Raw genomic sequence first — 13,095 nt, forward strand, 5'->3', positions numbered from 1 at the left:
CCGCCAGGGAATCCAGCACGCGCACCGTGCGGTCGGGATAGCGCGCCTCCAGCTCGCGCGCGGCCAGGCACGCCGAGTTATACGTTCCCGAGATGCCCGAAGACAGCGTCACGTGCAGCACGTCCTTGCCGCCGCGCAGGAAGGGCTCCCAAAACTCGACGTACTCGCCCATGCTGATCTGGGAGGTCTTGGACTCGGCCCCGCCCTTCAGGCGCGCATAGAAATCCGCGGGGGAAACCGATCCGTATAGGTCATCCAGATACTGCTCGCCATCTATCTCGTAGTGGAAGCACACGTACGGAATATCGCGCTCCTCGAAGAACGAGCGCGGGTAATCGCTCGTGGAACAGCAGGTCAGAACATATGAATTCATACCAGGCTCCCCTCTGGTGCGTACGTAGGGAAACAAAACCATGCCATAATAGCCTAGTACATTTGTACATTATCTGCCTGAAGTAAAAGACACCAGAAAGAAACGGGAGGAGCGCCGCGGCGACCCCTCCCGTCTTGCAATCGATCGAGCTCGGCTTTAATCGGCGAGCTTGTACTTCTCCAGGGCCTTCAGCACGATGGCGCCGGCCTCGGTGCACAGCTTGTCGTCGGGCGCCTCGGTGAGCACGCGAACCAGCGGCTCGGTGCCGGATGCGCGCACGAACACGCGGCCGTTGCCCTCCAGAAAGGCGTCGGCCTCGGCGATGGCGGCCTTGATGTCCTCGCCGTTCATCACCGCGTCCTTGTCGGACACGCGGACGTTCACCAGCTGCTGCGGGTACAGCTTGACCGGACGCGTGAGCTCCGAGAGCTTCTCGCGCTCGGCGCGCAGCACCTCCATGATGCGCAGCGAGGTAAGGATGCCGTCACCGGTCTTGGCAAGGTCGCCAAAGATGATGTGGCCGCTCTGCTCGCCGCCGAAGTTATAGCCATTCTCGCGCATGCAGGCGTACACGTACTTATCGCCCACGTCGGTCTTCTCGTAGTTCAGGCCGGCAGCCTCGAGGGCGCGGAAGAAGCCGAAGTTTCCCATCACGGTGGGAACCACGGTGTTCTTGGCCAGGCGGCCGTGCTTGCTCATGTAGGTGCCGCACACGTACAGGATCAGGTCGCCGTCTACCAGGCGGCCGCGCTCGTCAACAGCCAGGCAGCGGTCGGCGTCGCCGTCGTAGGCAAAGCCCACGTCCAGGCCGTTTTCCACCACGAAGCGCTGCAGGCCCTCGATGTGCGTCGAGCCGCATGCAACGTTGATGTTGTAGCCGTTCGGCGCGTTGTTGATCACATGGGTCTCGGCGCCCAGGGCGTCGAACACCGGGCGGGCGACGCTGGAGGCGGAGCCGTTCGCGCAGTCCAGACCGATCTTCATACCCTGCAGCGAGAACCCGCAGCTAGCGATAAGATGGGCGATGTAGCGGTTACGGCCCTGCATGTAGTCCACGGTGCAGCCGATGTTCTCGCCGGTGGCCAGCGGAACCTCGGACTTGCCGTCGATGTAGTCCTCCACGAGCTCCAAGACGTCCTCGTCCATCTTGTAACCCTCGCAGTTAACCAGCTTGATGCCGTTATCCGTGTAGGGGTTGTGGCTCGCCGTGATCATGACGCCGCAGTCGAAGGCGCCGTCCACGACCTCGTAGGACACGCCGGGCGTGGGGATGACGTGCAGCATGTAGGCATCGGCACCGCTGGCAACCAGACCGGCCACCAGCGCGGACTCGAACATGTAGCTGGACAGGCGCGTGTCCTTGCCAATGATGATACGGGCCTTCTTGCCCTGGCGGGCGCCATAGTACCAGCCAACGAAGCGACCGATCTTATAGGCGTGGTCAACGTTGAGACCCTCGTTTGCACGGCCGCGGAAGCCATCGGTGCCGAAATACTTCATAGGAACAACCTTTCCGTTTCATACGGTGCGCATGCAGCGCGCGCCCCTGGCCGGCACCACCGCGGCGCCCGCGTATGCGGAAAGCCGCCAAGGCACCCGGGACGCCGGCGAAACGCTTGCAGAAAAACGGCAACCGTTCGCGTTTCACGCAGCACGCGGGAACGCTTCATATGATAGCAGCGGCGTAGCCGAGGGCGGCGCCCGCGCAAACTCTTTACATGTATGGAGTGTTTTTCGAATCGAGCGACGGCGGGGCGCCCCACATCCGCAGCCAGCCCTCCCCGTATGGGAGCAGCAGCCGAACGCCCGGGCGATAGTTCGCTATACTCGAATATCGACTGAACATCATAGGGTTGGGCGGTAAGGTGACCGATATGCACGACGAGCTCCTGTCTTTGGTAGTTCCCTGCTATAACGAGGAGGACTGCCTCCCGCTGTTCTATAACGAGGTCGCCGCGACCCTCGACGAGCTCGTCCAGCGCGTAGACGAGGATCTGCGCTTCGAGCTGATCTTCGTGGACGACGGCTCGCGCGACCGCACGCTCGAGGTGGCGAAGGCGCTGCCCGCCAACCCGCCGTCGCACCCCCGGCTCGAAGGGCGCCTCGCCATCCGCTGGGTATCGTTCTCGCGCAACTTCGGCAAGGAGGCCGCCATCTACGCGGGGCTCGACGCGGCCCGCGGCGCCTACACCGCCATCCTCGACGCCGACCTGCAAGATCCGCCGTCGCTGCTCCTCGAGATGTTTTGCACCCTGCAGCGCGAACACGCCGACTCCGTGGCGGCCCGGCGCGTGAACCGCGACGGCGAACCGCCCATCCGCTCGTTCTTCGCCCGCCAGTTCTACAAGATCATCCAGAAGATCTCGACCGCCGACATCGTGGACGGCGCACGCGACTACCGCCTCATGCGGCGGCCCGTGGTGGATGCGATCCTCTCGCTTCGCGAGTACAACCGTTTTTCGAAGGGCATCTTCGGATGGGTGGGGTTCAAGAACGTCTGGGTGCCCTACCAGCACGCGGACCGCGCCGCCGGCGAGACCAAATGGAGCTTCTTCTCGCTGCTGCTCTACGCGCTCGACGGCATCGTGGCCTTCTCCACCGCCCCCTTGTCGTTCGCCTCGCTCACCGGCATCGTCCTGTGCATCGCGGCGCTGCTGGCCATGCTGGTCATCCTGGTGCGCGCGATGCTTTTCGGCGACCCCGTGCAGGGCTGGCCGTCGCTGGCGTGCATCATCACGTTCCTCGGCGGCATCCAGCTGCTATGCCTGGGCATCATGGGCCAGTACCTCGCCAAGACCTACCTAGAGACCAAGCGCCGCCCGCTCTACCTCGTGCGCGAGACCAACGTGGATCCGCGCGCGTACGCGTGGTGCGATGCATCGCAACCCGCGACGGCGGCATGGCAGGGCGACACCGCCCCCGCAGCACCGAAACGCCCCGAACCGGGCAGCGCGCACGCATCCCGCACGCCAACGAAACGCAACGCGTCCACGTCCGAACGCTAGCCAGCCCCAGAAAGTAGCACCATGCACAACAACCTCGCATCATCCGCACGCAGTGCCGGCGCCTCAGACGCCCGTCCCTCGACGCACCCCGCCGCAACCACCGGCGCCCTCGCAACCGCCGATGCCGGCGCCGCTCGCAAGACGGGCCGGCTTGGGACCGTTCTCGTCGCGCTTTTGGCCGTCGCCTTGCTTGGCATCTACGTGCCCCGCATCTTCACCTACGATTTCTGGAGCGACGAGTGCTTCTCGGTCCTGCTCTCGCACATGGGCTTCAAAGAGATGCTCGATGCCACGGCGGCCGATGTGCACCCGCCCTTCTTCTACGCGGTGCTCATGGTGCTCTACCGCATCTTTGGAGACCAGGCGTGGGCCTATGGCCTGGCATCGCTCATCCCGTATGGGGCGTCGCTCGCCCTGTGCGCCACCTTCGTGCGAAGGAAGTTTGGAGCCGGTCCCGCGGCATGCACCATGCTGTGCTGGGCGTTCATGCACAACGCCGTAACGTACAACACCGAGCTGCGCATGTACTCCTGGACGGCCTTCTTCGTGTTCGCGAGCTTCTGCCTGCTGTACACCTGCCTGGAGAGGCACGCATGGCCCGCGCATATCGCGCTGGGCCTGAGCGCGGCGCTCGCATCCTACTGCCACTACTACGGCTTTCTCGCCGCGGGCCTCATCCTCTTCGCCCTCATGGTCGTCTCGCTCGCGCGACGCGCGCACGTGGGCAAGATGATCGCCACCTGCGCCTGCGCCCTTGCCACCTACCTTCCCTGGCTGCTCGTGCTGCTTGACACCTTCAAGCGGTCATCCGACGGCTTTTGGCTGCAGAACATCCCGTCGCTTGCAACCTGTCTCACGTTCCCGTTCCAGCTTGGTCGCGGCCCGCTTCTGGGCCAGATCCTGCTGGTGGGCTTCTTCGCGCTGTTCGCCTACACCGTGTACGCCACGCGCGCATCCGCGCGAGCAAAGGACGACGAGCAGTCGCTCGTGCTGCGCACCTGGCTGGGCGCGGGCATGTTTGCGTGGCTTGGCACCATCCTGGTGGGCCTGGGCCTCTCCCACGCCGTGCATCCCTTCCTTATCACCCGCTACCTCTTCCCCATCGCCCCCATCGCATGGATCATGCTGGGCGTCATGGCGGCGCGCGCGTTTGGCAAGCCCTACGCCGTTTGGGGTATCGCCCTGGCGGTGGCGCTGGTGGGCGCGCCCTCGTATGCGCGCAGCACGTCCAACGCCTTCAGCCGCTTCGAGTTCCACGAGCAGACCATGCAGAAGCTCGAGGAGTTGATCGAGCCCGGCGACACCGTTCTCACCGATACCTACGCGCTCGACTGGACCGTGCTCTCGGTGTACCTCCCCGAAAACGCCAACGATCCGTTCGATGCCGCACATGCGCCCGAGCTTGCGCCGGACACCACGTACTGGCTGCTGCTGGAAAGCCCCGAAAGCCTGGACGCCGCCAACGAGGCGCTGGAGCGGCAGGGGTACCGCGCGGTCGATACCGGCGTCTCCGGCATCGTGGTGAAGTATCCCGTCAACCTGTACCGCATAGAGAAGGCCGATTAGCCGCAGCGGGGCCCGGGCGCGCAGCGCGTACTCGGGCCCCGCTGCGTTTTGATGCGCGCAGCAGCGTGACGGCAACGACGCCAATCGTGCCCGTACGGCCGATCCATGCGCATCGTACATCGCACGCCCCGTACCGCCATAACGCATGCGCCGCCAAACAAAAACGGCCGGTCCCCCGATGGACCGGCCGAAAAGAACGCCGTGCCTGGCAGCGAAACGAATGGCACGGCGTTATGCGGGTTGCGCGTGCACGCGCAACCGAAGGCACCTCGCCCAGGGGCGCCAAGATTCGCTCCGCACAAAGTGTAAACATAAAGACCCTCGGTACACATTGGAAACGCGGAGGCGGGCTTCCTTTAGTCTATGCGCACTTCCCTACGATTTGTTGCGCAACATTTTGATTTTTCTTATTTGTGCCCGAGTCCAGACGCTTGAAGGCCACGGATCATAGCATCCTGCACTCGAGGCCCATGCGCCGCGTGCACCCTACAGCGCCACCATCCAGCGCACGAGCAGCGGCACCGCGATGGCGCCCGCCACGCTGGCCAGAGTTCCCACAAGGTAGATCTCCGCGAAGACCTTATCGTCCTTCATCTTCTCGTAGCGGGCGATGCTCTTGGCCGTGATGACGAAGGCGATGGCGCTGAACTCCCCCAGCAGCGTAAGCGTGCAGACCAGCAGGCGCTCGAGGATGCCGATCACGCGGCCCGAGTTGACGGGCTCGCCCGGCCGCACCGTATCGTTGGAAGCATCGTGCGCCACTTCGCGAAGCTCGCCCAGCACGAGCTTGACTAGCACGCATACGGGCGCGCCGCTCAACAGCAGAGAGGCGGCCCACACCAAGGTCTCGCTCCAATATGGCGTGAACCCGACCGCGCTGCGCGGTGCCAGGTACAGGGCCGCCAAAACGCAGCAGAAGATATGGAGCGCCTGATCCAGAAGGAAACGACGCAGGTCGCCGGGGCAGAGGCGCTTCAGCGCGGGGCGCGCGACGCCATCGATGAGCGCATGGGCAAGGCTCAGGCCGGCCCAAGCAAGCAGCGCCGCCCATGGGTCGCACCGCAAGCCGATAGCGACGAGGGCGGCGGCCACCGCCATGGCCGCCGCATAGATGACGCTATGCCGCAGCATCGCTGCGCCCAAACGATCCTTCTTGCTCGCAAGGTCATCCGACTGCAACCAGAAATCGCCCACCGCGTGCCCGGCGAACAGCAAGCACAGCGCCTCACCCACGATTGCCACCAGCTTCCTCTTCCAGCAGCGCGCGCGCCACGAACGCCGCGGCCAAGCGCTCTTGATTCACCATCCCGCCGTCCAGCAACCTGTCGATAGACTGCCTGGTACGGCCGGCGCCCTGTTCCATCCTATACGACAGTCCGGACAGCTGCGACGGAAGCGCAAGGACGCCCGCCTCGTCCAGATTGGCAACCGATACGGGCTGTCGAAGGCACGCGTCCTCGTCAAAGCACCCGGTACGCCCCTCGGCGCGCTCGATAACGGCGAGCAGCTCCGGCAACTGGGCACGGGCAGACTCGCAAGCGGCATCATCCACATGAAGCGCCATAGGATAGCGCAGCTCGACCTGACGCGCGAGCTCCGCCTGCCGCGTCGTACGCTGGGCAGATAGCAAGAGCGGATAGTTGGCCGACACCGTGTGCAGCGACGAAGGGTAGCCGGATGAAATGGCGAAGTTGTACAACCTGCTTTTCTTGGCATAGGAGATAGCATCGCGCGCGTGATGGTACGCCGTGCCGTCCTGCGCCGTAGAGGGTGCATCGGCTACCTGCACATCCCACGCGCCGCATCCCACGCCCCCGCGCAGGTCCGCCTGGACCACCAACAACGACAGCGATCGATGGTACAAGTACGCCGCCGCAGCGCTGGCAAACAGGCCCTGGACCTCATCCCCCGCACTAAAGACGACCTCTCGCAACAGATCATTTCGAAACAAGACATTGAGATACGCGAGCGAGGCGCCCATCACGTCTTGCACGCCCTGTCGCCTCGCTTCGGTCATCTTGCGCGAATCGCGGATATCCACCATAAGCGCTGCACATTGCTGCATGGCCACCCCCTGCTCACAGGTATTCGAACAGCTTCATGGTAGCACAGTTATTCTTTGCTATTTGATATAGCGCACTTTTTCTTTGCTATTTGACTTAGCACAAATTATTGATGGCGATTGGAAACGGCAACCTTGTGAAGATGGCAAATCTAGATTCCCAAATTGGGCAACTTTTCTTTGAGCGCAGTCATTTCCCTTGGCTGAAGATAGGCAGTGTTGAGGCTTTTCTTCCTGTAAGCCAAATACGTACCCGCCGTTATCTCAACGAGCTCCTTCGTGAAGAACTGTTCCCAGCTGAAGAAGGAACCGAAGATGCGATATGTCGTTGTCTTCATCGATAAAGACGATGCTGTTCTCGATGGATTAAAGGTCGCGCTCCCAGTTTCGCCCGGAAAGAACGCGGCACGGCACGTCGCAGTTGATAACCACCCCGCCGCTCTCGCCGAGCTCCTCATACTGAGCGATAAGGTCGATAAGCGTAGATTTACCTGTAGCGCTTTTGCCTTGCAAAATCGTTATATTTCTACGAATAGGCAACTTGATCTGAAGCTTATTGTTGCGAACGGTAAGCGGATGCTCTCCCCTCATGCGAAATCGCCCCTCAGGCAGTCGGCAGCAATCAACACGAGCTCGTCCATGGTGTGGGTGATTTCTCCCGTGTTAGCAACGCGCGCCGTGAATCTGCGGTTACCGAAATCCATCATGTGATACAGACTGATAGTGATGTCCTGCATCTTTGCTATCTTCAAAATCCAATATGCACAGTTATCGCCACAGTTCGACGCGTTATAAACCTTGTCAGGTAGAAACCTCAAAAGCAAGAGGGTCTTCACGCCGCTCGAAAGCGCTCGAAAGCTTTTCTACGGGAATGAGGCCCAAAATCCGGCTGTCGACCGCGTTGGGCCCCACGACCGTGGCGCCGTCGATTGACTTTATCATCCTTTGAGCGAGCTCGTCATTCAGCCACTCCGGCGACATAACGTTGTTGAAATACACGGACGTATTGTATATGACGTTATCCAAATCGCCGAAGTGAATCGTAAGCACGGGTCGCCTTTCTCTGAACCTCTTTGCAGTACGTAAACCTACCATCTCACAACGAAAGCCCATATAGTAATGAACCTTAGGGAAAGCATTTCCGTATACAAGATCCAACTTTGGAGCGGGGAACTCCATGCATGCAGAACACAACGAGAGCGCCACCGCTGCAGCAGCCACGCGCTCTTGATTCACCATGCCGCCGTCCAGCAACCTGTCGATAGACTGCCTGGTACGGCCGGCGCGCTGCTCCATCCTATACGACAGTCCGGACAGCTGGGGCGGGAGTGCAAGGACGCCCGCCTCGTCCAGATCGGCAACCGATACGGGCTGTTGAAGGCACGCGTGCTCGTCAAAGCACCCGGCGGCGTCGTCACGGACCACCACCCTCGAAGCGCAACCCCGTGCCCTTTCAAACCAACTTTAAAGAATCTATTACCCTCTCGTTGATAGGATCGCCCAACCCAGTCAGCTTGAAACTAGAGCCCCTTCATCCAATCCATCAGCCAATCAACCTCGTTAAAGAACAAACTGATGTCCGCAGAATAATTTGGATAAGCTTTTTTCAGATTGGTTAGGTTTGACACGCTGACAAGCAAGACATCCTGCATAGGAGTCTTTGCCCGCTCCAGCTCCGTGTACATTTTATTCGCTTCATCAGCGTGATCCATATCATAGGTGTATATCTTCGTATACTGCAAAGCGTAGTCGATATACAAAAGACAATACTCGTTGTTCCTATATTGCTCCGAATTCATTATTGATACGGAACCCTTGCTCGCTTGAAGCTTTTGCAATGCGTTCAGCTTGTTATTTAAACAAGACACCTCTGCCAAGGCATCTTTCAACTCATCGGAACGCGCTTCCACCTGTCCAAACTCCTTGATAGACAAGGCGAGCGATAACCCCTTAAAAAGACGATGCTCCTCCTCTGACCCCTTGCCTATTTTCAGATCCGAGCCCGAGATGACATCGTACACTTCAACGGCGGTCGCCCAAGAATGTTGCAGACGCGTGCGCAGCTGAATCTCGCATCGCAAACCGTCATACTGGCTGGTATTGCGACGCACCCTAAAATGACGGCTGCGGTAGCCGTCTTCCTTCGCAATCGATATGTGATCCTTAACATCATTGGCAGCAACGTTAAAGTGATCAATGATCAACGAGCTTAGCAGCTCAAGCTCTTCAAGGGTATCAACGATGACGCGACAGCCCGCGATGTCTTGAAGCATGGACAGTTTATGATTAACATCTGTACGTCGCAGTTTCGCAACAATAGCATCCGCGCGCTTCAAACGACCCACAACAACAGCGGAGCTGCACTTCTCCATAACAAGTTGCGCGAGCTCCGCTTTAACGTCAATCATCACCCGATTATGCGCTTGACGCCAAGCCTCTAGAATAGCCGATTCCTCAGCAAGCTCCTTGTAGGCGCCCTCATACGCCGCAATTGCCCTACCGGCATGTGCAACCTCGTGTTTAGAATACAGACGTCCATCCATTGCCGCGCCTATCGAAACAATGGGTTGGCGCTAACAGGATCACTGTAGTAGCTATATATCGAATCGTTGGATATGTAACGCGAGCAGCGGTCTGCCTGCGAACAATCTTCGCGGGCCAGCCTCCAAGGCAATTCTTTATGCGTCAAAACGCTTAATTCATTACCGTCATAATCAGAAAAGACGCTGCAAACATGCTGGACAAGCGCTTTCTCATGATTAGACAGCAACGATGCATCGCCGTAACCTCTAAGCTCTTCTGGTCCAATGACATATCGATGCCTGTGGATACCGAAGAGCTCGGGGCAAACCGGACCGTTAACCCATGCCTGAAATCCCTCTTCAAATAGCGGGCAGTGATCGTTCACGAGGGAGTATGCCTGAGAATAATATGCCAGTTTTTGCAGCTTCATCGTCGACACGTACCCAGTGTTTTCCAATATACTTGCCGCTACATCAAATATGCTCAGCATCCCCTCACCTTCCTTTCATCGATGCTGATATCAAGAATAGCCCTTTGAGGTCCAGGCAATCTACTGTTTCAAGCTAATTGTCTAACTCCAGTAAACCTGCACGGGCACACGTATATCAATGGCAGCAACGGTCATCCGCGATGGCGCCGTTGGCCAACAACCGCCCGCGCCAATATGAGTCAGGACGAGCAGGCGAACCAATATCACGCGGTTCACATATGCCCCATCATCTCATGCCCCTATAGCAAAACTCATCCGCAATTGCACCATCATAGGAGCGCTCAACGTCGCCCCAACAAGCACAACCGCAGTTGCCCGCACTTCCCGGTAAGCTCACCATAGATAAAAGGGCATCGACTTTTGCCGATGCCCCTAATAAGGCGAATTCTTTTCTCGTCAGCCAGCACATTAGATCAAAGCCAGAATCACCGCGCCGACGATGAAAGAGATGCCCAACACAAGCGGGGTACGGGATTTCCCAGTCTCATCCTTCACGAGAAAGGCCTTGATCGCATGCGCAAAAATGAGAAACCCTCCGATAATCAGCAGGTCAAGCGCCACGAACCTCGCGGTCGTAATATCGGCTGATAGCCCCGCCGCGTTAACGTTCACCAGCGTGAAGATCGCAGCAAAAACGGCAAAGAGAGCAAGGACGTTGCCGTAAATACGAGGCTCGATATTAACAACCTCATCCTTTTTATGCTCGACCTTCTTGAGCTCTTCGGCGTATACGTCAGAATACCCCGCAAGGCCGTTGAAGTTGAGCTCATCGGAGAAAGCGCCCGCATACGGATGCGCGACCGGCCCATCAACCCGCTGGAACGCTACCTGCGCGATCCCCTTGGACTTATCTAGCAAAATCGAATTGCCGCTAACGTTCGTGACGCGATAGAACAACCTCGTTCCATGGCCAGGGAAATACAGCGGCGCATCCAGTGAAAGCCCCTCGCGGATTCGCGAGTTGCGAAGAAGAATGCTGGCAGTAAGGTCGTTGGGAAGCTGGATGCACTCTATACAAGAAACAAAAGCAGAATCACCGGGATTAAGCTCCACTCCGGTTGTCTTGTTTTCGTTAACGTAGAATCCGTCGGTACGCAAATCATACGTAACCTGTCCAATGTTTGAAACATCAGCGTTGAGCAGCACACCGTTGTCGATCAACTCTCGAATCTTTGTATCGCTCAAGTACATACGAACCACTTCCTTTGGGCATCGAGTATAGCACCAAGATTGATGTGGCACTGTGTATTCGCCGTAGGCGTCCTGCCCTTCGCCACGCGCCACCAGGATTCGTCCTGGCGATACCAATCGATCGTTTCAGATAGCCCGGCGTCGAAATCCGTATGAATGGGCTTCCAGCCCAACTCGCGCTGGAGCTTGGAGGCATCGATGGCATAGCGAAGATCGTGCCCAGGACGGTCCGGCGCCCAATCGAAATCATCCTCGTCACGCCCAAACGCACGCAGGATCGCGCGCAGCACGGACAGGTTGTCGCGCTCGCCGTTCGCACCCACCAGATACGTCTCGCCTATTCGCCCGCGTGTCACGATCGACCACACGGCGGAGCTGTGATCGTCCACATGAATCCAATCACGCACATTGCGGCCGTCACCATACAGCTGCGGACGGACGCCGTCGATAATACTGGTAATCTGCCTTGGAATAAACTTCTCGATATGCTGTGATACGGCCCGTAGTTGTTCGAGCAATTGGAGATGGTAGCCCGCAGCCCGTAGGTTCGCGCCCAGGCGCGCACCATCATGTCGGATGACGCTTTCGTCGAGCTATAGGGGCTCGAAGGCCTGTACGGCAAGCCCTCGGTAAAACGATCCGAGCCTTCGAGCGGCAGATCGCCGAACACCTCGTCGGTAGAAACATGATGATACCGAACATCATGTTTACGGCATGCCTCTATAACCACGTACGTACCACGGACGTTCGTGTCAACAAATACCGACGGGTCGCTAATGGCGTTGTCGTTATGCGTCTCCGCTGCAAAGTGGACCACGGCATCTGCCCGAGCAGCCAACGAGTCGACCAGCTCCATGTCGCACACATCGCCCACAACCAGTCTCACTTGGCCCGCAGGTAGGCCCACAATATTTGCAGGATTTCCTGCGTAGGTTAGCTTGTCAAGGACTGTGACGTGTATACCCGAATGATCACGCACGATGTATCGCACAAAATTTGAACCCATAAAACCGCAACCGCCAGTCACGACGATGTGGCAAGAACCATACGAGAGCGAATCCATCATTCACCAACCCCCTAGGACCGACGCTCCCTGCGCATCAGAACACTCCGCACCAGAGCAGCGAGGGAAAATACCGCCATCATTGCCAATCCATATCCGAGCATGTCGAATAGAAGATCCCCGGCATCGAACTCCCTGCCCGGAACAAACAACTTATGCGTTTGATCGAACAAAGACCCCAATGCACAGAGCGCTCCACACGCTAGCATGCGCGACCGAACCAGCACGGGACGCCCCCACCATAGCAATGAAGCAACAGCGACAGGGAACCCAAACGCGAAGAACTCTGCCGTGTGTGCCCACTTGCGAATCCCGGCAACAGACAACAGCCGATCAACGACTGTGGCTAAACCGCAGGTATCGGCAGCCGAACCAGCCGCAGTTGTTTCATCGGCAAGTACGTCATGCTGGTAATCATGTGCAACCCCACTGGAAACATGATCTTGCACGGCATTAGAAAGATCACAGGTTTGCACCGGAGTCTGCTCCGTAAGAGCGAAGATGACACCAAACGCAATCAAAGCAGCAACCACCGAGGCCCAAAAGGCAACATAACGAACCTTAACAAACGAAGAATATGCCATTTATTTCCCGACCTATAACAAAAAGTCCCACCTGCTGCTGCGTGCGCAGATGGGACCAACAATCAAAATTTGAGCGAAACTCTACTCAGCCGCTTCCGAGCGATGCAGACCGCCGCGCTCCTCGACGGCCTCCCAGAACTCGTCGGCGAAGCGGGGGTCGTTCGCGGCCATGAGGGCGTTCGTGGCGATCCAGCCGGACGGGGTGCCGGTGTCGTAGCCCGAGAGCGGGTCGATGACC

12 protein-coding genes and 1 pseudogene are annotated in these 13,095 nt (G+C 58.7%); 2 read left to right on the forward strand and 11 right to left on the reverse strand.

Features of this window, described 5'->3' with window-relative positions:
* On the reverse strand, nucleotides 1-373 hold a 373-nt coding region (locus I2E26_RS00660; RefSeq protein ID WP_195419218.1), incomplete at its 3' end, for a DegV family protein.
* Between the two features lie 156 nt (nucleotides 374-529).
* Entirely contained in the window at nucleotides 530-1,873 is a 1,344-nt protein-coding gene (gene glmM / locus I2E26_RS00665; protein ID WP_195419219.1) for a phosphoglucosamine mutase, read from the reverse strand.
* Between the two features lie 374 nt (nucleotides 1,874-2,247).
* Here glmM and I2E26_RS00670 point away from each other — a divergent pair, with 374 nt between their 5' ends.
* A complete protein-coding gene (locus I2E26_RS00670; RefSeq protein ID WP_195419220.1) occupies nucleotides 2,248-3,378 on the forward strand; it encodes a glycosyltransferase family 2 protein in 1,131 nt (376 codons plus the stop codon).
* Nucleotides 3,379-3,399: 21 nt separating this feature from the next.
* Nucleotides 3,400-4,944 (forward strand): glycosyltransferase family 39 protein, encoded by a 1,545-nt coding sequence (locus I2E26_RS00675; RefSeq protein ID WP_195419221.1) that lies wholly within the window; start codon nucleotides 3,400-3,402, stop codon nucleotides 4,942-4,944.
* A 486-nt stretch (nucleotides 4,945-5,430) separates the two neighbouring features.
* Here the strand turns inward: I2E26_RS00675 and I2E26_RS00680 are convergent, their stop codons facing one another.
* The 9 genes and pseudogenes from I2E26_RS00680 to I2E26_RS00715 all read right to left on the reverse strand — a co-directional run bounded on the left by I2E26_RS00680 (nucleotide 5,431) and on the right by I2E26_RS00715 (nucleotide 12,857).
* Nucleotides 5,431-6,186, reverse strand: coding sequence for a DUF3307 domain-containing protein (locus I2E26_RS00680; protein ID WP_195419222.1), 756 nt, complete (start codon nucleotides 6,184-6,186; stop codon nucleotides 5,431-5,433).
* Nucleotides 6,170-7,009, reverse strand: a complete 840-nt coding sequence (locus I2E26_RS00685; protein WP_195419223.1) for a SatD family protein — start codon at nucleotides 7,007-7,009, stop codon at nucleotides 6,170-6,172. The genes I2E26_RS00680 and I2E26_RS00685 overlap by 17 nt, the downstream gene beginning before the upstream one ends.
* 584 nt (nucleotides 7,010-7,593) lie before the next feature.
* Nucleotides 7,594-7,842, reverse strand: a complete 249-nt coding sequence (locus tag I2E26_RS09185; RefSeq protein ID WP_370551409.1) for a DUF4869 domain-containing protein — start codon at nucleotides 7,840-7,842, stop codon at nucleotides 7,594-7,596.
* On the reverse strand, nucleotides 7,808-8,431 hold the full coding sequence (locus I2E26_RS09190; RefSeq protein WP_370551410.1) for a DUF4869 domain-containing protein: 624 nt from the start codon (nucleotides 8,429-8,431) through the stop codon (nucleotides 7,808-7,810). Before I2E26_RS09190 ends, I2E26_RS09185 begins: the two co-directional genes overlap by 35 nt.
* Before the next feature lie 95 nt (nucleotides 8,432-8,526).
* A complete protein-coding gene (locus tag I2E26_RS00695; protein ID WP_195419224.1) occupies nucleotides 8,527-9,549 on the reverse strand; it encodes a RelA/SpoT domain-containing protein in 1,023 nt (340 codons plus the stop codon).
* A gap of 8 nt (nucleotides 9,550-9,557) precedes the next feature.
* Nucleotides 9,558-10,019 carry a Panacea domain-containing protein gene (locus tag I2E26_RS00700; RefSeq protein WP_195419225.1) on the reverse strand — a complete coding sequence of 154 codons (462 nt, stop codon included), beginning with the start codon at nucleotides 10,017-10,019 and terminating at the stop codon, nucleotides 9,558-9,560.
* 408 nt (nucleotides 10,020-10,427) lie between these two features.
* Nucleotides 10,428-11,210, reverse strand: coding sequence for a hypothetical protein (locus I2E26_RS00705; protein ID WP_195419226.1), 783 nt, complete (start codon nucleotides 11,208-11,210; stop codon nucleotides 10,428-10,430).
* Nucleotides 11,201-12,273: pseudogene (gene rfbB, locus I2E26_RS00710) on the reverse strand (dTDP-glucose 4,6-dehydratase). Before rfbB ends, I2E26_RS00705 begins: the two are co-directional and overlap by 10 nt.
* 14 nt (nucleotides 12,274-12,287) lie before the next feature.
* On the reverse strand, nucleotides 12,288-12,857 hold the full coding sequence (locus I2E26_RS00715; RefSeq protein WP_195419227.1) for a VanZ family protein: 570 nt from the start codon (nucleotides 12,855-12,857) through the stop codon (nucleotides 12,288-12,290).
* Between the last annotated feature and the right edge of the window lie 238 nt (nucleotides 12,858-13,095).

The sequence above is a fragment of the Collinsella sp. D33t1_170424_A12 genome, from assembly GCF_015554865.1.
Classification (GTDB): Bacteria; Actinomycetota; Coriobacteriia; order Coriobacteriales; family Coriobacteriaceae; genus Collinsella.

What these genes read in the sequence shown, in the direction of transcription:
- glmM (WP_195419219.1), bottom strand. Translation starts at nt 1,873, where the DNA reads ATGAAGTATTTCGGCACCGATGGCTTCCGCGGCCGTGCAAACGAGGGT.
- I2E26_RS00670 (WP_195419220.1), top strand. Translation starts at nt 2,248, where the DNA reads ATGCACGACGAGCTCCTGTCTTTGGTAGTTCCCTGCTATAACGAGGAG.
- I2E26_RS00675 (WP_195419221.1), top strand. Translation starts at nt 3,400, where the DNA reads ATGCACAACAACCTCGCATCATCCGCACGCAGTGCCGGCGCCTCAGAC.
- I2E26_RS00685 (WP_195419223.1), bottom strand. Translation starts at nt 7,009, where the DNA reads ATGCAGCAATGTGCAGCGCTTATGGTGGATATCCGCGATTCGCGCAAG.
- I2E26_RS00695 (WP_195419224.1), bottom strand. Translation starts at nt 9,549, where the DNA reads ATGGATGGACGTCTGTATTCTAAACACGAGGTTGCACATGCCGGTAGG.
- I2E26_RS00700 (WP_195419225.1), bottom strand. Translation starts at nt 10,019, where the DNA reads ATGCTGAGCATATTTGATGTAGCGGCAAGTATATTGGAAAACACTGGG.
- I2E26_RS00705 (WP_195419226.1), bottom strand. Translation starts at nt 11,210, where the DNA reads ATGTACTTGAGCGATACAAAGATTCGAGAGTTGATCGACAACGGTGTG.
- I2E26_RS00715 (WP_195419227.1), bottom strand. Translation starts at nt 12,857, where the DNA reads ATGGCATATTCTTCGTTTGTTAAGGTTCGTTATGTTGCCTTTTGGGCC.